12 protein-coding genes and 2 rRNA genes are annotated in these 23,263 nt (G+C 70.0%); 2 read left to right on the plus strand and 12 right to left on the minus strand.

What is annotated here, in order from left to right; translation table 11 throughout:
* Positions 1 to 12 precede the first annotated feature (12 nt).
* From PS271_RS10105 to ahcY, 4 genes are all read right to left on the minus strand, one after another.
* Positions 13 to 3,133, minus strand: a 23S ribosomal RNA gene (locus tag PS271_RS10105).
* 277 nt (positions 3,134 to 3,410) lie between these two features.
* Positions 3,411 to 4,934 (minus strand): 16S ribosomal RNA (locus PS271_RS10110).
* The 16S and 23S rRNA genes sit together here, the layout of an rRNA operon.
* Positions 4,935 to 5,560: 626 nt before the next feature.
* Positions 5,561 to 6,178: a hypothetical protein gene (locus tag PS271_RS10115; protein WP_398381624.1), complete on the minus strand. Its 618-nt coding sequence runs from the start codon at positions 6,176 to 6,178 to the stop codon at positions 5,561 to 5,563.
* Positions 6,179 to 6,304: 126 nt separating this feature from the next.
* A complete protein-coding gene (gene ahcY, locus PS271_RS10120) occupies positions 6,305 to 7,762 on the minus strand; it encodes an adenosylhomocysteinase (RefSeq protein WP_398381625.1) in 1,458 nt (485 codons plus the stop codon).
* Between the two features lie 525 nt (positions 7,763 to 8,287).
* Here ahcY and PS271_RS10125 point away from each other — a divergent pair.
* The gene (locus PS271_RS10125; protein WP_398386788.1) at positions 8,288 to 10,204 is read left to right on the plus strand and encodes a fructose-specific PTS transporter subunit EIIC; all 1,917 of its coding nucleotides are present in this window, start codon (positions 8,288 to 8,290) and stop codon (positions 10,202 to 10,204) included.
* A 54-nt stretch (positions 10,205 to 10,258) separates the two neighbouring features.
* On the opposite strand, the gene PS271_RS10130 is transcribed toward PS271_RS10125, so the two are convergent.
* The 6 genes from PS271_RS10130 to PS271_RS10155 all read right to left on the minus strand — a co-directional run bounded on the left by PS271_RS10130 (position 10,259) and on the right by PS271_RS10155 (position 16,705).
* Complete coding sequence (locus PS271_RS10130) at positions 10,259 to 11,227, minus strand: cation diffusion facilitator family transporter (RefSeq protein WP_398381626.1); 969 nt, start codon at positions 11,225 to 11,227, stop codon at positions 10,259 to 10,261.
* A gap of 74 nt (positions 11,228 to 11,301) precedes the next feature.
* A complete protein-coding gene (gene manA, locus PS271_RS10135; RefSeq protein WP_398381627.1) occupies positions 11,302 to 12,513 on the minus strand; it encodes a mannose-6-phosphate isomerase, class I in 1,212 nt (403 codons plus the stop codon).
* 115 nt (positions 12,514 to 12,628) lie between these two features.
* A complete protein-coding gene (locus PS271_RS10140; RefSeq protein WP_398381628.1) occupies positions 12,629 to 13,831 on the minus strand; it encodes an SIS domain-containing protein in 1,203 nt (400 codons plus the stop codon).
* Positions 13,832 to 13,940: 109 nt separating this feature from the next.
* Positions 13,941 to 14,126, minus strand: coding sequence for a Trm112 family protein (locus tag PS271_RS10145; protein WP_106677533.1), 186 nt, complete (start codon positions 14,124 to 14,126; stop codon positions 13,941 to 13,943).
* 661 nt (positions 14,127 to 14,787) lie between these two features.
* On the minus strand, positions 14,788 to 16,146 hold the full coding sequence (locus PS271_RS10150; RefSeq protein WP_398381629.1) for a phosphomannomutase/phosphoglucomutase: 1,359 nt from the start codon (positions 16,144 to 16,146) through the stop codon (positions 14,788 to 14,790).
* Between the two features lie 118 nt (positions 16,147 to 16,264).
* Positions 16,265 to 16,705, minus strand: a complete 441-nt coding sequence (locus PS271_RS10155) for a DUF3499 domain-containing protein (RefSeq protein ID WP_398381630.1) — start codon at positions 16,703 to 16,705, stop codon at positions 16,265 to 16,267.
* A gap of 271 nt (positions 16,706 to 16,976) precedes the next feature.
* Here PS271_RS10155 and PS271_RS10160 point away from each other — a divergent pair, with 271 nt between their 5' ends.
* Positions 16,977 to 17,486, plus strand: coding sequence for a metallopeptidase family protein (locus tag PS271_RS10160; RefSeq protein ID WP_398381631.1), 510 nt, complete (start codon positions 16,977 to 16,979; stop codon positions 17,484 to 17,486).
* Between the two features lie 43 nt (positions 17,487 to 17,529).
* Here PS271_RS10160 and PS271_RS10165 read toward each other — a convergent pair whose 3' ends face one another.
* Positions 17,530 to 19,113, minus strand: a complete 1,584-nt coding sequence (locus tag PS271_RS10165) for a DUF5719 family protein (protein WP_398381632.1) — start codon at positions 19,111 to 19,113, stop codon at positions 17,530 to 17,532.
* The gene (locus tag PS271_RS10170; RefSeq protein ID WP_398381633.1) at positions 19,110 to 22,922 is read right to left on the minus strand and encodes a glycosyltransferase family 2 protein; all 3,813 of its coding nucleotides are present in this window, start codon (positions 22,920 to 22,922) and stop codon (positions 19,110 to 19,112) included. The genes PS271_RS10165 and PS271_RS10170 overlap by 4 nt, the downstream gene beginning before the upstream one ends.
* Positions 22,923 to 23,263 lie beyond the last annotated feature (341 nt).

Raw genomic sequence — 23,263 nt, forward strand, 5'->3', positions numbered from 1 at the left:
ACGCGAGCAACTGAGGACAAGCCCTCGGCCTATTAGTACCAGTCAGCTCCAACCGTTACCGGTCTTCCACACCTGGCCTATCAACCCAGTCGTCTACTGGGAGCCTTACCCCATCAAGTGGGTGGGAGTCCTCATCTCGAAGCAGGCTTCCCGCTTAGATGCTTTCAGCGGTTATCCCTCCCGAACGTAGCCAACCAGCCATGCCCTTGGCAGGACAACTGGCACACCAGAGGTTCGTCCGTCCCGGTCCTCTCGTACTAGGGACAGCCCTTCTCAAGACTCCTACGCGCACAGCGGATAGGGACCGAACTGTCTCACGACGTTCTAAACCCAGCTCGCGTACCGCTTTAATGGGCGAACAGCCCAACCCTTGGGACCGACTCCAGCCCCAGGATGCGACGAGCCGACATCGAGGTGCCAAACCATCCCGTCGATATGGACTCTTGGGGAAGATCAGCCTGTTATCCCCGGGGTACCTTTTATCCGTTGAGCGACGGCGCTTCCACAAGCCACCGCCGGATCACTAGTCCCGACTTTCGTCCCTGCTCGACCCGTCGGTCTCACAGTCAAGCTCCCTTGTGCACTTACACTCAACACCTGATTGCCAACCAGGCTGAGGGAACCTTTGGGCGCCTCCGTTACTCTTTAGGAGGCAACCGCCCCAGTTAAACTACCCACCAGACACTGTCCCTGATCCGGATCACGGACCCAGGTTAGACATCCAGCACGACCAGAGTGGTATTTCAACGACGACTCCACCATGGCTGGCGCCATGACTTCACAGTCTCCCACCTATCCTACACAAGCCGAACCGAACACCAATATCAAGCTATAGTAAAGGTCCCGGGGTCTTTCCGTCCTGCTGCGCGAAACGAGCATCTTTACTCGTAGTGCAATTTCACCGGGCCTATGGTTGAGACAGTCGAGAAGTCGTTACGCCATTCGTGCAGGTCGGAACTTACCCGACAAGGAATTTCGCTACCTTAGGATGGTTATAGTTACCACCGCCGTTTACTGGCGCTTAAGTTCTCAGCTTCGCCCCACCGAAATGGAGCTAACCGGTCCCCTTAACGTTCCAGCACCGGGCAGGCGTCAGTCCGTATACATCGCCTTACGGCTTCGCACGGACCTGTGTTTTTAGTAAACAGTCGCTTCTCGCTGGTCTCTGCGGCCACCCCCAGCTCACGGAGTAAATCCGATCACCGGTTGTGGCCCCCCTTCTCCCGAAGTTACGGGGGCATTTTGCCGAGTTCCTTAACCATAGTTCACCCGAACGCCTCGGTATTCTCTACCTGACCACCTGAGTCGGTTTAGGGTACGGGCCGCCATGAAACTCGCTAGAGGCTTTTCTCGACAGCATAGGATCATCCACTTCACCACAATCGGCTCGGCATCAGGTCTCAGGCTTCATGCTGTCCGGATTTGCCTGGACAGCGCCCTACACCCTTACCCCGGGACTACCACCGCCCGGGCTGGACTACCTTCCTGCGTCACCCCATCGCTTACCTACTACCACCTTGGGTCAGCGGCTCCACCACTCCCCTTTCCCCGAAGGGTCCAGGGCGGCTTCACGGCCTTAGCATTAATGGATTCGATATTGGGCGTTTCAAAGCGGGTACCGGAATATCAACCGGTTGTCCATCGACTACGCCTGTCGGCCTCGCCTTAGGTCCCGACTTACCCTGGGCAGATCAGCTTGACCCAGGAACCCTTAGTCAATCGGCGCACACGTTTCCCACGTGTGTATCGCTACTCATGCCTGCATTCTCACTCGTGAACCGTCCACAACTCGCTTCCGCGGCTGCTTCACCCGGCACACGACGCTCCCCTACCCATCACAGCCTCCGTTGGGAGTATTGCTGCAATGACACGACTTCGGCGGTACGCTTGAGCCCCGCTACATTGTCGGCGCGGAATCACTTGACCAGTGAGCTATTACGCACTCTTTCAAGGGTGGCTGCTTCTAAGCCAACCTCCTGGTTGTCTCTGCGACTCCACATCCTTTCCCACTTAGCGTACGCTTAGGGGCCTTAGTCGATGCTCTGGGCTGTTTCCCTCTCGACCATGGAGCTTATCCCCCACAGTCTCACTGCCGCGCTCTCACTTACCGGCATTCGGAGTTTGGCTAAGGTCAGTAACCCGGTAGGGCCCATCGCCTATCCAGTGCTCTACCTCCGGCAAGAAACACACGACGCTGCACCTAAATGCATTTCGGGGAGAACCAGCTATCACGGAGTTTGATTGGCCTTTCACCCCTAACCACAGGTCATCCCCCAGGTTTTCAACCCTGGTGGGTTCGGTCCTCCACGAAGTCTTACCTCCGCTTCAACCTGCCCATGGCTAGATCACTCCGCTTCGGGTCTTGGGCGCGCTACTCAATCGCCCTATTCGGACTCGCTTTCGCTACGGCTTCCCCACACGGGTTAACCTCGCAACACACCGCAAACTCGCAGGCTCATTCTTCAAAAGGCACGCAGTCACGACTTGCAAGCAAGCTTGCAAGCGACGCTCCCACGGCTTGTAGGCACACGGTTTCAGGTACTATTTCACTCCGCTCCCGCGGTACTTTTCACCATTCCCTCACGGTACTATCCGCTATCGGTCACCAGGGAATATTTAGGCTTAACGGGTGGTCCCGCCAGATTCACACGGGATTTCTCGGGCCCCGTGCTACTTGGGTGTCTCTTAAACGAGCCGCATAGATTTCAGCTACGGGGGTCTTACCCTCTACGCCGGACCTTTCGCATGTCCTTCGCCTATCCATACGGTTTCTGACTCGTCTCACAGCCGGCAGACTATGAAAAAGAGATCCCACAACCCCGCATGCGCAACCCCTGCCGGGTATCACACACATACGGTTTGGCCTCATCCGGTTTCGCTCGCCACTACTCCCGGAATCACGGTTGTTTTCTCTTCCTGCGGGTACTGAGATGTTTCACTTCCCCGCGTTCCCTCCACACTGCCTATGTGTTCAGCAGCGGGTGACAGCCCATGACGACTGCCGGGTTTCCCCATTCGGACACCCCCGGATCAAAGCTCGGTTGACAGCTCCCCGGGGCCTATCGCGGCCTCCCACGTCCTTCATCGGTTCCTGGTGCCAAGGCATCCACCGTGCGCCCTTAAAAACTTGGCCACAGATGCTCGCGTCCACTGTGCAGTTCTCAAGCAACGACCAGCCACCCATCACCCCCGGACCAAAACCCGGAGTTCACTGGGGCCGGCGTCAAGAAGGACGAGCAACGCTCGTACCCTCAGACACCCAACAGCGTGCCCGGCCCAGCCACTCACTCTCTGTGTTCCACGCCGAAGCAGTACTAACAGGGAGATCCTGAACTGTGCCGAATAGTCAACGTTCCACCCATGAGCAACCGTGCAAGTCATTCGCTTGCAGTCGGCTATATGCTCCTTAGAAAGGAGGTGATCCAGCCGCACCTTCCGGTACGGCTACCTTGTTACGACTTCGTCCCAATCGCCAGTCCCACCTTCGACGGCTCCCTCCACAAGGGTTGGGCCACCGGCTTCGGGTGTTACCGACTTTCGTGACGTGACGGGCGGTGTGTACAAGGCCCGGGAACGTATTCACCGCAGCAATGCTGATCTGCGATTACTAGCAACTCCAACTTCATGGGGTCGAGTTGCAGACCCCAATCCGAACTGAGACCGGCTTTTTGAGATTCGCTCCACCTCACGGTATCGCAGCTCATTGTACCGGCCATTGTAGCACGTGTGCAGCCCAAGACATAAGGGGCATGATGACTTGACGTCGTCCCCACCTTCCTCCGAGTTGACCCCGGCAGTCTCCTGTGAGTCCCCATCACCCCGAAGGGCATGCTGGCAACACAGGACAAGGGTTGCGCTCGTTGCGGGACTTAACCCAACATCTCACGACACGAGCTGACGACAGCCATGCACCACCTGTACACCGACCACAAGGGGGCGACCATCTCTGGCCGTTTCCGGTGTATGTCAAGCCTTGGTAAGGTTCTTCGCGTTGCGTCGAATTAAGCCACATGCTCCGCTGCTTGTGCGGGCCCCCGTCAATTCCTTTGAGTTTTAGCCTTGCGGCCGTACTCCCCAGGCGGGGAACTTAATGCGTTAGCTGCGGCACGGACGACGTGGAATGTCGCCCACACCTAGTTCCCAACGTTTACGGCGTGGACTACCAGGGTATCTAATCCTGTTCGCTCCCCACGCTTTCGCTCCTCAGCGTCAGTATCGGCCCAGAGATCCGCCTTCGCCACCGGTGTTCCTCCTGATATCTGCGCATTTCACCGCTACACCAGGAATTCCGATCTCCCCTACCGAACTCTAGCCTGCCCGTATCGAATGCAGACCCGGGGTTAAGCCCCGGGCTTTCACATCCGACGTGACAAGCCGCCTACGAGCTCTTTACGCCCAATAATTCCGGACAACGCTTGCGCCCTACGTATTACCGCGGCTGCTGGCACGTAGTTAGCCGGCGCTTCTTCTGCAGGTACCGTCACTTTCGCTTCTTCCCTGCTGAAAGAGGTTTACAACCCGAAGGCCGTCATCCCTCACGCGGCGTCGCTGCATCAGGCTTTCGCCCATTGTGCAATATTCCCCACTGCTGCCTCCCGTAGGAGTCTGGGCCGTGTCTCAGTCCCAGTGTGGCCGGTCGCCCTCTCAGGCCGGCTACCCGTCGTCGCCTTGGTAGGCCATCACCCCACCAACAAGCTGATAGGCCGCGGGCTCATCCTGCACCGCCGGAGCTTTCCACCTTTGAAGATGCCCTCAAAGGTCATATCCGGTATTAGACCCCGTTTCCAGGGCTTGTCCCAGAGTGCAGGGCAGATTGCCCACGTGTTACTCACCCGTTCGCCACTAATCCACCCCGAAGGGCTTCATCGTTCGACTTGCATGTGTTAAGCACGCCGCCAGCGTTCGTCCTGAGCCAGGATCAAACTCTCCGTGAATGTTTACCCGTAATCGGGTCATACACCACGAGAGCGGAACAACCAGGAGGAATAATCCCGGTCGTTCACAGCGTCCTCGCTGTGTGCCTTCCTCTAGAGGAAGGACTTTTCAAAGGAACCGCGTCCCGATCAAAGATGACCGGAGACGGGGTATTTTATAGTCTGGCGTTGACTTTTGGCACGCTGTTGAGTTCTCAAGGAACGGACGCTTCCTTTGTACTCACCCTCTCGGGCTTTCCTCCGGGCGCTTCCCTTCGTTGTTTCCAACCTTACCAGATCCGTTTTCCGTTCCGTTTCCGGTCCGAATCGCTTTTCCGGCCCCCTGTTGGAGCGGGGTTTCACCTTTCAGCTTTCGCTTTCCGGCGGTGATCCCGACTTTATCAGACGCTTTCCGGCCGAGCTAATCGGCTTTCTGCTTTCCGATAAGGAATCAAGGTGCTCGGGGCGAATCTCGTTCACCACCAGAGCGCTATAGACACTAACCGCTGCGTGGGAGCCTGTCCAGCTCCCCCGGCAACCGTTCGAATCTACCTCCCCACTCCTCCCGTGTCAACAGGTCTTGTGGGGCGAAGAGGACAGTACCAGGCTGACCAGCCCCTCCGCACATCGAGTCACCGGCCTGAACCTCAGGTGAACGTCGACGGCGGGCTGTCCAGCTCCTCGAGCTCGATGCCGGGGGCCGACAGGACCACGTCGCCTGCCAGGTTCACCGTGTGCTGCTCGCCGGTCTCCAGATCGCTGACCTGGTACTCGTCCACTTGGAGGGGGCCGTTGTCAGTGGCGTGTGCTGTCCTGCTGACCAGGGCCCACGACTGGTCGAGGGTCCGGGGGGCGAGGACGGGGGTGGTGAAGCCGACCAGCCGGATGCGCGTGGCGCCTGCGCCGGGTGTCAGGCGCAGTGCGCGGGCCAGGGCGACGTAGAAGGCGGGGGACGCGCCGGTGAAGGCGCGCGCCTCCGGGACATTGCCCTCCGTGGCGTGCTCGCCGGTCGGATCCGTGCGGACCCAGGTCACCCCGTCGAGGGCCGCGCCGCGCACCTGCCAGTCCGCGGCCTGGAGCTGTAGGCGGATGGGGCGGCCCAGGTCGTCGAGGGTGAGGTCGACGGAGCCGGTGTGGTCGCCGGCGGGAGTGGTGAGCTGCGAGACGTAGCGCCAGCCGGAGGGGCCGGTGGCGCAGTGGAAGTGCTCTTCACCGAGGGGGGTGTGGTCGTGCGGGTCATGGAGCGAGTAGCGGCCGCGGGGCATGGTGGGGTCCTCGACAGAACGGGGACAGGCCCCTGCCTTCCCGGCAGGGGCCTGCTACCGACTGCTGTTCGTGTTGCTGTGCGTCTTGCTGGACGTACTGATCTTGCTGGTCGTGCTGCGTCGGTATCAGTAGCGGTAGTGGTCCGGCTTGTACGGGCCCTCCACCGGGACACCAATGTAGGCGGCCTGCTCCGGGCGGAGCGTGGTCAGCTTGACGCCGAGCGCGTCGAGGTGGAGGCGGGCCACCTTCTCGTCCAGCTGCTTCGGCAGGACGTAGACGTCCGTCGGGTAGGACTCCGGCTTCGTGAACAGCTCGATCTGGGCCAGCGTCTGGTCCGCGAACGAGTTGGACATGACGAACGACGGGTGGCCGGTCGCGTTGCCGAGGTTCAGCAGGCGGCCCTCGGACAGCACGATGAGGACCTTGCCGTCCTCGAAGGTCCAGGTGTGGACCTGCGGCTTGACCTCGTCCTTCACGATGCCGGGGATCTTGGCCAGGCCGGCCATGTCGATCTCGTTGTCGAAGTGGCCGATGTTGCCGACGATGGCCTGGTGCTTCATCTTGGCCATGTCCGCGGCCATGATGATGTCCTTGTTGCCCGTCGTGGTGACGAAGATGTCGGCGGTCTCGACGACCTCGTCCAGGGTGGTGACCTGGTAGCCGTCCATCGCCGCCTGGAGCGCGTTGATCGGGTCGATCTCGGTGACGATGACCCGGGCGCCCTGGCCGCGGAGCGACTCGGCGCAGCCCTTGCCGACGTCGCCGTAGCCGCAGACGACGGCGACCTTGCCGCCGATCAGGACGTCCGTGGCGCGGTTGATGCCGTCGATCAGGGAGTGGCGGCAGCCGTACTTGTTGTCGAACTTCGACTTCGTCACCGCGTCGTTCACGTTGATCGCGGGGAAGAGGAGCGTGCCGTCGCGCTGCATCTCGTAGAGACGGTGGACGCCGGTCGTGGTCTCCTCGGTGACGCCGCGGATCTCGGACGCCAGCTGGGTCCACTTCTGGGGGCTCTCCCCCAGCGTGCGGTTCAGCAGGGTGAGGATCTGGGCGAACTCCTCACTGTCCGCCGTCGACGGGTCCGGGGCGCTGCCGGCCTTCTCGAACTCGACACCCTTGTGGACCAGGAGGGTGGCGTCACCGCCGTCGTCCAGGATCATGTTCGGGCCGCCGGTGGCGGTGTTCGGCCAGGTCAGGGCCTGCTCCGTGCACCACCAGTACTCCTCCAGGGTCTCGCCCTTCCAGGCGAAGACCGGCACGCCCTGCGGGTTCTCCGGGGTGCCGTTCGGGCCGACCGCGATGGCGGCGGCGGCGTGGTCCTGGGTGGAGAAGATGTTGCAGGACGCCCAGCGGACCTGCGCGCCGAGGGCCACGAGGGTCTCGATCAGCACGGCCGTCTGGACCGTCATGTGCAGCGAGCCGGTGATGCGCGCACCCGCCAGCGGCTGGGTCTCCGCGTACTCCTTGCGGATCGCCATCAGACCGGGCATCTCGTGCTCGGCCAGCGTGATCTCCTTGCGGCCGAAGGCCGCCAGCGAGAGGTCCGCGACCTTGAAGTCCTGGCCGGGGGAAGTGGTGGTCATACGGGCTGCTCCTCTGTGAAGGGCGAGCGAGGGTGGACACGGCCGTGCATGCGGTCGGGCTGCCTGAGCAGCTGGACACACTGGACGCACCGGTGCCCCGACCGCAGCGCAGTCCGTCGGAGGCCCTCTCTCCCTCGGCCGGTCCGTCGTGCGGGCCGCCCGACCGCCATCAGCAGCGACGTCTGGCTCGTCCACGAATCTACACCGGGGTGCCGGTCGAACCCCAGCCCCACCGGCGCCCGATCCGCCGGAACGTCAGATTCCGTCGAACTCCGGGCTGCTGACACCGGAACGTCCTTGTTTCCTGTGCAGGTCAGGTGTTGCAGGATGCGATCAGCGCGAGGATGCGGCACGCCGCCGCGAGCGATCCGTTGTGAGGAGACCCACGTGGCCAGTCCAGCCAGTGCAGCCGGTCCCGCCGGGAAGAGCGGCGGGGAGGGACGGGAGGGGCAGGACGGACGGGGCGGTCAGGAGCACAGGCTGCTCGCGGTGACCGCCTGCCCGACCGGGATCGCGCACACGTACATGGCGGCGGAGAAGCTGGCCCAGGCCGCGCAGGAGCTCGGCTATGCGATGAAGGTCGAGACGCAGGGGTCGATCGGGGCGGAGAACGTGCTGTCCGACCGCGAGGTCGCGGAGGCCGACGGCATCATCGTCGCCGCCGACAAGGACGTCGACCTCAGCCGCTTCGCCGGGAAGCGGGTGCTGTCCGTCGGGGTGGCCGAGGGCATCCATCATCCGGAGCGGCTGATCCGGGACGTGCTGGCGGCTCCGGTGCACCGCGGCTCGGGAGCGGGGGCCGGCGGCGGGGGCGGTGCCGATCTGTTCGGCGGTGCGGGCGGCGCCGGCGGGAAGGAGCGCGGCTCCGTCTACAAGGCGCTGATGAACGGCGTCTCGTACATGATTCCGTTCGTGGTCGTCGGCGGTCTGCTGATCGCCGTGTCGCTCGCCCTCGGCGGGCGCACCACGCCGCAGGGGATCGTCTTCGACAGCTCGTTCTGGCGGTCCGTCAACGACATCGGCGTCATCGGCTTCACGCTGATGATCCCCGTTCTCTCCGGCTACATCGCCTACGCGATCGGGGACCGCCCGGCTCTCGTGCCGGGGATGGTGGGCGGCTGGGTCGCGAGCCATGGGGAGCTGTACGACAGCAAGGCGGGGGCGGGGTTCATCGGGGCGATCGCCACGGGGTTCCTGGCCGGCTATCTGGTGTTGTGGATCAAGAAGGTCAGGGTGCCGGACTTCGTCCGGCCGATCATGCCGATCATCGTGATCCCGGTCGTGGCCACGACGGCGCTCAGCCTGTTCTTCGTGTACGTCATCGGCCGGCCGATCGCCTGGGTCTTCGAGCACCTCACCAGCTGGCTGGGCGGGCTGACCGGGACGAGTGCCGCCCTGCTCGGTGTGGTGCTCGGGCTGATGATCGCCTTCGACATGGGCGGGCCGGTCAACAAGACGGCGTTCCTCTTCGGTGCGGGGCTGGTCTCGAAGAACCCGGAGATCATGGGCATGTGCGCGGCCGCGATTCCCGTGCCGCCGCTCGGGCAGGGGCTCGCGACGCTGATGCGGCGGGGGCTGTTCAGCGCGCAGGAGCGGGAGACGGGGTTGGCGGCCCTGTTCATGGGGTGCTTCGGCATCACCGAGGGCGCGATTCCGTTCGCCGCGGCGCGGCCGGCGCGGGTCATTCCGGCGAACATGGCCGGCGGTGCGGTGGCCGGGGCGGTGGCCGGGCTGGCGGCGGTGCAGGACAACGTGCCGCACGGGGGGCCGGTGGTGGCGGCTCTGGGGGCGGTCGGCGGGGTGCCGATGTTCTTCGTCGCCATCGCGATCGGGACGGTGGTGACGGCTCTGGCGACTGTCACGTTGATGACGGTCGGGAGGGGGGCGTCCGTGGCGCCGGCCCCCATAGTGCCGACTCCCGTAGCGCCGGCGTCGGACGCAGGGGTGGCGGAGACCGAGCCCGCGTCCGCCGCGTCCACCGGTTCTGCGCTCTCCGGGCATCTCACCGCCCGGACCGTACGGCCGCGGCTCGCGGCGCGGGAGAAGGGGGCGGCGATCCGGGAGATGGCCGGGCTGCTGGCGGCGAGCGGTGCGGTGACCGACGTCGACGGTTTGGTCGCGGCGGCGCTCGCGCGGGAGGAGCTGGGGACGACCGGTCTCGGGGAGGAGATCGCGATCCCGCATGCGAAGACGGACGCGGTGTCGGCGCCGGTCGTGGGCTTCGCCCGGTCGGACGAGGGGATCGAGTGGGGCGCGCTCGACGGGACGAAGGCCCGGTTGATCTTCATGATCGCCGTTCCGAGCGCTGCCGCGGGCGACGAGCACCTGCGGATCCTGGCGATGCTGTCGCGGAAGCTGATGGACCCGGAGTTCCGGGAGCGGCTGCTCTCGGCGGAGAGCGAGGCGGGCGCGCTGGTGAACGTCCTGCGGGAGGTGCAGTGACCGGGCGGGCGGGTCCGGGGTGACACGCTGCGTCGCCCCGGACCCGCCCGTCCGTCAGTGGTGGCCCGGGCCGCCCGGGGTCGCTGCCGGGTCTTCGCCCGCCGCGGCGGCTTCCTCGCGGTAGATGTCCGGTTCCAGGTAGATGACGCGGGCGATCGGGACCGCCTCGCGGATCCTGGCCTCGGCGGCGTCGATCGCGTCGGCGACCTCCGTCGCCGTGTCGTCGTGCTGGACGGCGATCTTCGCGGCGACGAGGAGTTCCTCGGGGCCCAGGTGGAGGGTGCGCATGTGGATGACGCGGGTGACCGTCTCGCCGTCGACGGCCGCGGCGCGGATCTTCGCGACCTGCTCGGGGCCGGCGGCCTCGCCGAGCAGCAGGGACTTGGTCTCCGAGGCGAGGACGAGGGCGATCAGGACCAGCAGGGTGCCGATGCAGAGGGTGCCGATGCCGTCCCAGAGGCCGTCGCCTGTGGCGATGGAGAGGCCGACGCCGGCCAGGGCGAGGACGAGGCCGACGAGGGCGCCGAGGTCCTCCAGGAGCACGACGGGCAGCTCGGGCGCCTTGGCGGTGCGGACGAACTGGCCCCAGGACTGCTTACCGCGCAGTGCGTTGGACTCCTTGACGGCCGTACGGAAGGAGAAGCCCTCCGCGACGACGGCGAAGACGAGGACGCCGACGGGCCAGTACCAGTTGTCGAGCGCGTGCGGTTCCTTGATCTTCTCGTAGCCCTCGTAGAGCGCGAAGACGCCGCCGATGGTGAAGAGGACGATCGAGACGAGGAACCCGTAGATATAGCGCTCGCGGCCGTAGCCGAAGGGGTGCTCCTCGCTGGCCTTGCGCTGGGCCTTCTTGCCGCCGAGCAGGAGCAGCGCCTGGTTGCCGGAGTCGGCGACCGAGTGCACTCCTTCGGCGAGCATCGACGACGAGCCGCTGAACGCGAACGCGACGAACTTCGCCACGGCGATGGCCATGTTGGCGCCGAGCGCGGCGACGATGGCCTTGGTTCCGCCTGTTGCACTCATCTGTGCGGGATATCCCTTCCGCCTGCGCTTCCTCTACGGCGGGCCATTGTTGCAGCCACCGGGCGGGCGGGGGCTCAGACGGCGACCGTGGCGCGGAAGACCCGGGCGTCGTCACCGGCGAGCGCGACGGGCTCGGCTGCCCGTACGAAGGCGGACTCTCCCCGGCTCAGGCGCAGCTCCTCGCCGCTGTCCGTCCTGCGGAGGACCGCAGTGCCGGAGGTGCACAGGAGGATCTGCGGGGTGCCGGTGGCCAGGGTGGCCTCGGCGCCGGGCGCGAGGTCGAAGCGGGAGAGGCGGAACTCCTCGACGGGGGTGCCGTAGACCTCCTCGCCGCCGGCGTCGGCCTCCGGGCGGAGGACGGCGGGGGCGGTGCTCTCGAAGCGGACGACGCGCAGGAGTTCGGGGATGTCGACGTGCTTGGGCGTCAGGCCGCAGCGCAGCACGTTGTCCGAGTTCGCCATGATTTCGACGCCGAGGCCGTCGAGGTAGGCGTGCGGGACGCCGGCGCCCAGGTAGAGGGCTTCGCCGGGCTGGAGGCGCACGTGGTTGAGGAGCAGGGCAGCGATGACGCCGCGGTCGCCGGGGTAGTGCCGGGCGAGGGAGGCGCAGGCGGCGTACACGTCGCGGTGCGGGCCTTCCTGCGCGGCGAGGCGTTCGGCGGCGGCGGCCGTCTCGGCGACGGTGCGGGCCATGTCCTCGTGGTCGGCGCCGAGGACGGCGGTGAGGACCTCGCGCAGGGCGTCCGCCTCCGGCTTGGCGTGCAGGAGGTCGGCGTACGGCTGGAGGGAGTCGACGTCGAGCGCGGCGAGGAGGGCGGCGGTCTCGTCGGGGGCGCGGAAGCCGCACAGGCCCTCGAAGTGGGTGAGGGCGCAGAGCAGTTCGGGCTTGTGGTTGGTGTCCTTGTAGTTGCGGTGGGGGGCGTCGTGGGGGACGCCGGCGGCCTCCTCCGCGGCGTGGCCCTCCTCGGCCTGGACACGGTCGGGGTGGACCTGGAGGGAGAGCGGGGACGCCGCCGCGAGGATTTTGAACAGGAAGGGCAGCCGGGGGCCGAAGCGCTCCACGGCCCGGGGGCCGAGCTCGCCCTCGGGGTCGGCGGCGATGACCTCGGAGAGGGGGCGCGGCGCCGCTCCGTCGCCGTCCCGCGCCACGCGGGAGGGTGCGCCGGGGTGCGCGCCCATCCACAGTTCTGCCTGCGGCTCGCCGGTGGGGGCGGCGCCCAGCAGTTCGGGGATCGCGGTGGTGGAGCCCCAGGCGTAGGGGCGCACGGTGTTGACGAGGCGGTCCATGCGGGCGGTTTCCTGACTGTTGCGTGCGTGCGTACGGCGTTCTCGGCGCCGCCTGTGCGCTGCGTGTACGGGGCGGCGTCCCGGTCTGCGTCTGCGTCTGCGTCTGCGTCTATGTCTACGGGGTCGAGGCGAGGGCCAGGTAGACGGCAGCGAAATCCGTGATGGCCAGCAGTTCGGCGGCGGTCTGCAGGGGGCTCTCGGCGTCCGTGGGCTCCAGCTCGCTGACGGAGGTCTCGCGCTGGAGCGCGAGCTCGCGGGCGGCGGGGGCGGGCGAGGCGACGTCCGGCTCCTGTTCGCGGAGGAGGACGACGCGGGCGTGCAGGGTCTCCGGTTCCTCCACGCGGTCGCGGAAGAAGTCCTCGGGGTCGGCGCCGGCGGCGAAGTCGCCCGAGAGGAGGGTGCCGTGGGCCGTCAGGGCCTCGGGGAGCTCGGCGGCGAGGGCCGGGCGGCCGGCGAGGGCGGCGAGGACCGTCGCGAAGTGCCGGCCGGCCGCGGCGGCCAGGGCGCCCTCCGTCCAGATCAGGGGGACGGTGCCCGCCAGTTCGGCCGCGAGGGTCTTGGCGGGGTTGCTGTACGTGGCGATGGCCGGTCCGCAGCGCTCGGCGACCTGGTCGAGGCGGTCGGCGAGGGCCTCGACCTCGGACGGGTCGGCCGCGAGCAGCCCTATGCGGTCGGCGAGGACGAGCAGGGGCGTGAGCAGGGACCACAGGAGGCCCGGGCCGATGGGCAGGGCCGGGCGCTCGCCGGGCGGCTGGTCCTCGCCGCCTTCCGCGCCGCCCTCGCCACCGGCCGCGGCGGGCTCACCGGCTTCGCGGGCCTCGCTCGGCGACGTCGTCAGCGGGACCGCGAGGCCGCGGGCCTGTTCGGTGGCGTCGGCGAGGGGAGAGCCGGCGGGGGTGACGCAGACGACGGAGCAGCCCCGGCGGTACGCCTGCTCCAGGAGGATCGCGAGGCCGGGTTCCGTACCGTCCGGGCTGGCGACGAGCAGCAGGTCGAGGGGGCCGGTCCAGCCGGGGAGCGCCCAGCGCAGGGCGCCGGGGGCGGGGGCCACGCCCGTCGGGCGGATCAGGGAGACGGGGGCGCTGCCCCCGGCGAGTGCGGTGAGCAGGTCCGCCGTGCAGCCGGCGGCCGGGCCGGGCCCGGCGACCAGCACCGCGCGGGGGCGGCCGTCCGGGCGGAGCGTCGTGACGCCGGCTTCCGCCGCGTTGCGGGCGGCCGTGCGGACCCGGGCGCCCGCCTCGGCGGCGCCGCGCAGGAGGCCGTGGAGATCGGCGCGGGACAGGGCGTCGGGATCATCGAGGAGTGACTCGTCGAACACCGTGGATCAGCCTCCGGGTCGCCGTCGTGTACGCCGTGGTGTACGCCGTGCGGTGTGCCCTCCCGGCGGGCGGGTGCCGGGGCGGGCGGTTCGGCCGGGCGGGCCGGTGTCAGGCCGGGCGCCGGGCCTCGTCCACGAGCAGGACGGGGATGCCGTCCCGGACGGGGTAGGCCAGGCCGCAGCCGTCGCCCTCGCACACCAGCTCGGGGGACTCCTCGGAGGCGGACTCGTCGCGGAGGGGCGCGTGGCACGCCGGGCAGGCGAGGATCTCCAGGAGACCGGCTTCGAGCGGCATGAGGGTTCCCTTCGGGATGTACGTCTCTGTCCGGCCAGCGTACCCTCGCGCTCCGCCGGGGGGAGCGCGGCATGCGGTGTCGCGACGGCCTGGGGCCGTCGCTCCGGGGGTCCGGAGTCGCCCTCCCGCACGGCGGATCCCGGCGGCCGGGGCCGCGGTCCAGCACGGTGGCGCCCGGCGCGCTCTCCCGCCGCGGGGGACTCCGTGGCCGGCCCTGCGTCCGCCGTGCCGGGATCCGGCATCTCTCCCCCGCCGCCGCGGCGGTCAGCCACGATGACGCCCGACCGGCGGTGCCGGGCCGGCCGAGGCGGGAACGGCACCGCCGGAATGGCCGAGTTCGCTTGCTCGCCGTTGCGGCGGAACGGGTGGCCGGGGGAGCGAACACGACTCCCGGGACCGGCATCCCGCCGCGGCGCCCCGGAACGGCCGGATTCGCATGCTCGCCGTCCGGCGGATTCGAGGGCTGAGCCCGTGGCCGCCACGCCGGGACTCGGCATCTCCCTCCCCCGCGGCGCCCCGGAACAGCCCGATTCGCATGCTCGCCATCGCGGCGGATTCGGGGGCCCGGAGCCCCCCCCCCGCCCCGCCGCAGCGGCGGTCGGCCGCGGCGGCCGTGCCGTACCAGCCCCGCGACCTCGTCGGCTTCCCCGCCCGGAGGGTGTTACGCGCGGACGATCGCCAGGACCTCGTCCCGTACGCGCTCCACCGTCTCCGCGTCCCTCGCCTCGACGTTCAGGCGGAGGAGGGGCTCCGTGTTGGAGGCGCGGAGGTTGAACCACCAGTCGGGGGTGGTGACGGTGAGGCCGTCGAGGTCGTCCAGCTCCGCGCCCGGCGCGTTCTCGTACGCGGCGCGGACGGCGGCCGTCCGCCCCTCCTGGTCGGCGACGGTGCTGTTGATCTCGCCGGAGCCGGCGTACCGGTCGTACTCGGCGACCAGCTCGGACAGCGGGCCGCTCTGCCCGCCGAGCGCGGCGAGGACGTGCATGGCGGCGAGCATGCCCGTGTCGGCGTTCCAGAAGTCGCGGAAGTAGTAGTGCGCGGAGTGCTCACCGCCGAAGATGGCGCCGGTGGCGGCCATCTCCTGCTTGATGAAGGAGTGGCCCACGCGCGTGCGCACGGGCGTGCCGCCGCACTCCTTGACGACCTCCGGCACGGACCAGGAGGTGATCAGGTTGTGGATGACCGTGCCGCCGGGGTGCTTGGCGAGCTCGCGCGCCGCGACGAGCGCGGTGATCGCGGACGGGGAGACGGGGTCGCCGTTGCCGTCGATGACGAAGCAGCGGTCGGCGTCGCCGTCGAAGGCCAGGCCGAGGTCGGCGCCGACCTCGCGGACGCGCGCCTGGAGGTCGACGAGGTTCTTCGGGTCGAGGGGGTTGGCCTCGTGGTTGGGGAAAGTGCCGTCGAGCTCGAAGTACAGGGCGTCGACGTCGAGGGGCAGGCCGGCGAAGACGGTGGGCACGGTGTGCCCGCCCATGCCGTTGCCGGCGTCGACGACGACCTTGAGGCGGCGGATGCCGCTGAGGTCGACGAGGGAGCGCAGGTGGGCCGCGTAGTCCTCCAGGACATCCCGGCGGGTGACGGTGCCGGGGGTGGCCGCGGGCTCGGGGGCGCCGGTTTCGAGCCAGCCCTCGACGAGGGCGCGGATCTCGCCGAGGCCGGTGTCCTGGCCGACGGGGGCGGCGCCGGCGCGGCACATCTTGATGCCGTTGTACTGCGCGGGGTTGTGGCTGGCCGTGAACATCGCGCCGGGCAGCCCCAGGTGACCGCTCGCGAAGTAGAGCTGGTCGGTGGAGCAGAGGCCGATCTCGGTGACATCCACGCCGCGGGCGGCGGCGCCGCGGGCGAAGGCGCCCGAGAGACCGGGCGACGAGGGCCTCATGTCATGGCCGACCACGACGGCGGTCGCGCCGGTCACTTCGGCGAAAGCGGCGCCGAAGAGCTCCGCCATGCTCTCGTCCCACTGGTCCGGGACCACACCGCGTACGTCGTACGCCTTCACGATCTGCGACAGATCAGCCACAGCCAACGCCTTCCTGGTCCGGTACGGGAAGACACAACTTACCGGGAGCAAGTGACAGTCCGGGTCCTGGGCGGCCGGGCGCAGCGCCGCGGCGTCGGCACCGAGGGCGGGCGCGGTGTCAGTTGTCGGGCGAGCGCAGGACCCTGAGATGGCCTCGGCGGGCGACCTCCATGGGATCGGCCTCGCGGCCGCCGGGGCCGGGCGTGCCCGGCGGGGGTCCGGGCTGAACGGCGCGCTCCTGCGGACGGGCCGCTTCACGCACGGCGTTGGCGAGTGCTTCGAGGTCGTCGCCGCTGGGGCGGGCGGGGCCGCTGTCGAGGGCGAGCCGGACGACGTCCCAGCCGCGGGGCGCGGTCAGGCGCTCGGAGTGCTCGGCGCACAGGTCGTAGCAGTGGGGTTCGGCGTAGGTGGCGAGCGGTCCGAGGACGGCGGTCGAGTCGGCATAGACGTACGTCAGCGTCGCGACGGCCGGGCGGCCGCACGCGGTGCGCGAACAGCGACGTACAGGGCTCACGAGGTTGGACGGTACCGCACTCTTGAGCGGGCCGCGACGACTCACCCCCGGCTCACCCCTCCGTGTCGTCCTGGTTCGTCCTGTGGACGCCTGCTTCTCGACACCCCGCTGACCTGCGCGGGGCCGGTGAACAGGGTCTCACCAGGAGCGGGTGCGTACACCGCCGCCCCCTCCCCGGAGCCGTCCAAGCAGACCGGACGGTCCGGTATCTGACCATAATTGATCACAGGCCTGACCGGAATGTTCATCAGGCGACATTCCCGGGATGCGTGACTGCCACGTGCGACGGGGCGGCCGACAGATACCCTCAAGAGTGATGGACAACCGCGTACCTCCTCCGGCCACCACCGGAGGTGTCCCCAGCCGCTCCGGGCCGCGCCCCCGGCACCGCGACCGCCATGGGCGCGGCATGCGCGGGCCGATCGCGCCGCCCCAAGTGCCGCTGTCGGTCAGCCGCGGCGAGGCGTTCGTCGACCTGGTGCACGACTCCGCGGAGCGGCTGGAGCGGCGCTGGCCGCAGCTCGCTTCCGTCGACTTCGTGATCCGCGAGGTGCCGGTCGCCAGGAGTGACGCCGGGGGTGCGCTGAGCGATCCGGACGGGCTGGACGCCTTCGACTTCGACGGCGAGTCCGTGCCCCTCGGCCGCTACGTGGCGGCCCACGGCGAGGCCCCGGACCGCATCGTGATCTACCGCCGCCCGGTGGAGATCCGCGCCAAGGGCCGCGAGGAGCGCGCCCTGCTGGTGCACGAGGTCGTGGTCGAGCAGGTCGCCGAACTCCTCGGGCTCGCCCCGGAGTCGGTCGACCCCCGCTACGGCCAGGACTGAGGCCCGGGGCCGCCCGAAGGTGCCGTAACGGCGGCGGCGCCGCTCAGCGGTTGAGCATCGACAAGTCCTGCTCGGCCTCCGGCACCTTCACCGACGAACGGTCGTCCGCCAGCGGCTGGATCGTGAACATGGGGACTCCGTCCTTGGGCAGCGCCAGCATCCGCGAGGCGTGCACCGGCCCACCGGAGACCTTCTCCACGGTCACCGCGAACGACCCCTTGGCGCCCGGCGGCTGGGGCGGCTCCACGGTCAGGGTGGTGCCCGGCTTCACCGTGTACGTCTTCTCCGCCGGCTCGCCGCCCTCGCTGCCCGCCGAGGAGACGACCTTGACCTGCGCCGCCTCCTTGCCGGGCGCGACCAGCGCGAGCGTGCTGCCCTTGGGGCGGTTGTCCGCCACCGTGGCCCGCCCGCCGAGCTGCTGCACGGCGGGGACGTACGCCGTCTCCTGCTTGTCGTCCTTGCCGCGGGTGACGCGCAGTGCGGCGACGACCGGCGCGCTCCTGCCGTCCGCCGTGAGCAGCAGCGAGCCCGCCTCGCCCTTGGCGACGTCCCCCAGGTCGACGGCGGCGGTCATGCCGCTGCGGACGTGCAGGGTCTCGTGCCCGGCCGGGGTGATCGTGCCGTTCGGGCCGGCGAAGCGCACCTTGAGGTCGGCGTCGTCCGAGCCGGGGGCGAAGACGACGAGCCGTACGGACGTCGCGTCGCCCGGGATGCCCGGCAGGACGGCGTCGGCGGCCGGTTCGGCGGAGGCCGGCAGCCAGTCGCCGCCCTTCTTGTCGTCGGCCGTCTGGAGGCCCGCCCCCACGCGGCCCGAACGGGCCGCCACGTGCACCGTGACGTCCTCCGTGGGCGCCTCCGCCAGGGAGGACAGCAGCACCGGGACGGTGGAGCACGGCGGGACGGTGACGCCCTCCCCGGCCCCGGACTTGATGCGGCCGTCCTTGCCGTAGAGCTCCAGGTCGACGACGGCCGCCGTGCTGTCGGGGTTGGTCAGGTGGACGTAGTCCTGGCGGCCCTTGGCGGTGCTCGCGCCCGGGAACCAGAACGAGGTGTCGGGTGCCGTACACGTCAGCCCGTGCAGCCCGCGGCCGCTGCCGGCCGCGACCACGGTGGTCTGCTGGACGGTCCAGCCGGGAGCGAGCGCCCCGTCGGCGCTGCCGATGAGGGCGGGGGCGTCGGAGCGGCCGGTGGTGGCCGTGGCGGGCTTGCCGGGCTCCTTCAGGGACAGCACCGAAGTGCCCGCGGGAGCGGGGCCCTTGCCGTCCTTACCGTCCTTACCGTCTTTGCCCCCCTTGCCGCCCTTATCACCCTTCTTGTCCTGCTTGTTGCTGTCGTCTTTCTTGTCGCCGCCTGCCGCCGACAGCAGCTCGGCCGTGCCCGCCTTCGCGCCCTTCGCCCCGCCGGCGGGAGTGAAGGCGGTATAGGCCGTCTCCCCCACGTCCGACGAAGTCGGGGCCGGGCAGAGGGCCATGGAGCGCTGGACGGGCAGCCGGGCGGGCGCCTTCGCGGCCGTACGGGCAGCGCTGCCGCCGCTGTTGGCGCCGGACGGCGCGGTGAGGGCGGCCCCGCCGCCCAGGGCCGCGAGGGCGGCGGTCGCGGCGAACAGGGACAGGGTGGTGCGCTTCACTGCTGCTCGCTCCCGTCGCGGTGGTGCCGGTCACCGCCGCCGTACGTCGTGTCGTGTGCTCCGCCGTAGGTGTACGGGTCGTACGGCGCGGTCTGCCCGTTCGCGTACGGCTCCGCCGGGTACTGGCCCTGACCCTGGTACGGGACCTGCTGCTGTGCGCCACCGTATGCGGCGTCGTACGTGCCTTCCTGGCTTCCCTGATAGTGCTGTTCGCCGTACGTGCCGTAGGGCATCTCCTGCCCGTACTCCTGCCCGTACTCCTGCCCTTGGTGCTGCACGTGCTGCTGCCCGTACGGATCGGCGTAGGAGTCGGCGTACACGTCGGCATACGGGGCCGCGTACGGATCGGCGTAGGAGTCGGCGACAGGCTCGGCGGGAGAGACTTCCGGCGCGGGGGCGGCGTCCGGGCGGGCCGCTTCCGCCGCGGCCCGCAGCCTGCGCGCGCGGCGGCCCTCACCGGTGACGGCCTGAGCCGGTACGGAGGCGGGTGCGGCGACGGCCGCAGGCGCGCTCTCGTCCTCCGGGAGGTCGTCGTCGACCTGGCGCTTGCGCCCGGGAAGGGCGAGCACCACGAGGACGGCCGCGAGGAGGCCCTGCACCCACAGCCACGTGCTGTGCGTGGCGGGCGCCTTGTACGTGAGCGCCAGCTTCCCGCCCCCGGCCGGCAGTTCGAAGCCCTGCGCCCAGCCGTCGACGGTGGTGCGCTTGAGGGAGCGTCCGTCGAGCGTGGCCTGCCAGCCGGGGTCCGCCTTGTCGGCGATCCGCAGGACCCGACCCGCGGGGCCCGCGGGGAGCTTCGCGTGGGACTCGACGGGCCCGGCGGCGACCGGCACGGGGGCGGACTGCTCCCCGCCGCCCTTGCCGCTCCCCTGCGCCCCGGCGGCGACGACAGTGATACGTGCAACCTCGCGGTCCACGCGCCACAGGGAGGCGTGGTCCTGGCGGCTGAGCCGCGTCAGGCCGGTGGTGGTGTCCAGGGCGCGGCCCATGGCCGCGGGAGCACTGTCGCGGACGAGGACGTAGCCGACGGCGTAGTCGGCGAGGAGGCCCGCCTGGTCGGCGCCGGAGCCCGCGACGAGGCCCGCCACGACGGAGTCGAGCTTCGGGTCGGCCCCGGCGGCCGCGGCCGCCTCGCCGTCGCCGAGCCGGGCGCCGGACCCCCGGACGAGTGCGTACGTGACGCGGCCGTCGCGGCCGTCGAGCACCAGGGTGCGGGCCTGGTCACGGGTGGCCGCCTCCTCGGCCACGAAGGCCGGCACCTGCGCGTCGCTGCGCCGCTGCAACGGGCCGTCCGCGCCACCGGCCGCCCAGCCCACGGCCGCCACCAGGGGGGCGGCGGCCGCGGCGACGGCGATGAGCACGGCCACGGGCTGCCGCCAGCCGAAGCTGAGGGCGGCCACGCGCGCCCGCGCGCCCTCCGCTCCGACGACGGCGGCGGCGATGAGGGCGAGCCCGTAGAGGAGGGTGGCCGGCCCGGCCCAGCCCGAGCGGGCGGAGAGGACGGCGGCCGCGAGGGCCGCCAGGGCGGTCGCCCAGGCGCCGCGGACGGCCAGCTGCCGGTCGGCGCGCAGCAGGGCGGCGAGCGCGGCCAGGACTAGGCCCGCGAGCAGTGCGCCGCCGACGGTCTTCGCGCCGCCCGGGTCAGCCGTGAGCAGGTACAGCGGGGAGGACGCTCCGGTGACCCCTTGGTCGAGGCCGGCTTCGGTCAGGAAGCGGCCCGGGTGCGCGAACAGGCCCAGGGACCAGGGGGCCAGGACGGCGACGGGGGTCAGGACGACGGCGAGGAAGCGCGGGCCGTGGAGCACCAGCCGCGGGCGGCCGCCCTGGGCGCCGTGGAAGGCCAGGGCGGCCAGGCCCAGGACGACGGCGAGCGGCCACACCACCGGAGTGAAGGCGGTGGTGACGGTGAGCAGGAGGGCGTACGCCCAGGACGCGCGCCAGGTGGGGCGGGCGCCCGGGACGCGCAGGCCGGCCGCGGCGACGGCGGTGCGCGCCATGAGCGGCAGCAGGACGGCCAGGACGGCGGTGCCGAGGCGGCCCGCGGCGAGGGCGCCGGTCGCGGCGGGCAGGAAGGCGTAGGCGACGGCGGCCCAGGCGCGCAGGGGGCGCGAGGAGACCAGGGGGCGGGAGGCGAAGTAGGCGCTGAGCCCGGCCAGGGGCACCGAGCAGACGAGCAGCAGGGTGAGGGTGAAGCCCGTGGAGCCGAGGAAGAGCGTCGAGAGGGTGGCGAGGACCGCCAGGTAGGGCGGTGCGCTTCCGGTGCTGCCCACGCCGACGGGGTGCCAGGCGTCCGTGTACTGCGACCACAGGGCCGTGGCGCCGTCGGGGGCGGGCAGGAGGGCGCCGCCCGAGAGGCTGCCGGTGCCGAAGAGCTCGCGGCAGGCGACGACGGAGACGAGCAGCAGGAGGGCGAAGAGGACGGGGGCGGGCTTGCGGAAGACGCGCTTGAGGCGGGCGAACTGCTCGATCTCCAGGAAGTCGGCGTCCTCGCCGGTCGGCCCGGACTCGACGGCGCCGTGGCGGCCGCCGGCGGAGGGTCCGTCGTCCCGCCGGCCGCCGACACTGCTCGCCAGTTGCTCGGCGGTGGCCCGGAGGGTGGCTCCGGCCGGCGGGAACAGCGGTCTCAGTTCGCCGGGTGCGACGGCGGGGGCGCCGCGCTTCGCCCGGGCGGCGCGGATGCGGCCGGGCCGCAGGAGGACGCGGAAGAGGCCGGTGAGTTCGTCGAGGGCCTGCGCGGGGGCCTTGCCCAGGAGGTAGCCGGCGGTCCGCAGGAGGGTGCTGAGGACGAGCCGCAGCAGCACGTAGGCGAGGGCCGGGCCGCGGGTGTTGGCCAGGAGCGTGTGCACGGCGCCGGCCTTGTCGACGCGGTGCGGGTTGACCGGGCGGCGGCCGGCGCAGTCCACGGGGCGGCGTTCGCGGGCGGCGGCCTCGGCGTGCCGCAGGACGGCGTCGGGAGCGACGAGGACGCGGTGGCCGGCGGCGTGGGCGCGCCAGCACAGGTCGACGTCGTCGCGCATGAGGGGCAGCCGGGGGTCGAAGCCGCCGAGCTGTTCGAAGACGTCGCGGCGGACGAGCATGCCGGCGGTGGAGACGGACAGCACGGGGCGGATCTGGTCGTGCTGGCCCTGGTCCTGCTCGCGGCGGTCGAGGCCGGTCCAGCGGCGGCCGCTGCGGGCGATGGAGACGCCGGTCTCCAGGAGCTGGCGGCGGTCGTACCAGCCGCGCAGCTTGGGGCCGATGACGGCGGCGCCGGGCTCGGAGTCGGCGACGCGCAGGAGTTCGTGGAGGGCGCCGGGCTCGGGCGCGCAGTCGTCGTGCAGGAGCCACAGCCACTGGACGGGTTCGAGGTCGGCGTCGCCGTGGCGGCGGCCGTCGCCGGGCTGGTCGTAGCCGTCCTCGCGCCAGGTGCGGCTGACGGGGTCCCAGCCGCTGGACCGCTTGAGGTAGGGAAGGTCCTCGGGGTCGGGCGCGGGGACGGCGCGCAGGGCCTCGTCGACGGCGGTGCCGAAGCCGGCGCGGCGGGCGAGGTGCAGGACGCGGTCCGGGCCGAGGGCGTCGGCAAGGAGCTGGGCGGAGTCGTCGGTGCTGCCGGTGTCTGCTCCGACGGCGCTCTGCACGGGCCGCTCCTGGCCGAGCAGGCCGGACAGGGCGTCGGGGAGCCAGCGGGCGCCGTCGTGGCTGACGATCACGGCGGTGACGACGTGGCGCGGGAAGGCCGGCGGGACGGCCGGGTCGAACGCGGGCAGGCGGTTGGGGGCGGCGGCCGGGGCCGCCATATTCGAGTGCGCCGCATTGCTGTGCACGGACATCGGGGTACGGGCCCTCCGGCCGGGGTCCGGGGCGGGCCCCGGATGACTGCTGTGCTGGACTGCGCCTTGCCGCGGGTGCGCCCGTCGGGGCGGCGGTGCGTCTCGGACGGGCCACCACACTAATGGCTGCGCACACAGCGGTCCGCCTCGCGCCGGTGGCGCGGCGGGCGGACCGGACGTCCCGTACGCGGTGCGTACGGGCTCCCTCCCGGGGGCCCTCCCGGGGGAAGGATCCAGCGACGGCGAGCTAAGCCCAGGCCTTCGCTTTTAACTTTCGGTAATCATCGGCCTACTAATTCCCCTATTCACCGGGGAATCACTGGCCCTGGAATCACCGAAAC

It is taken from the genome of Streptomyces sp. SCA2-17 (assembly GCF_044336695.1).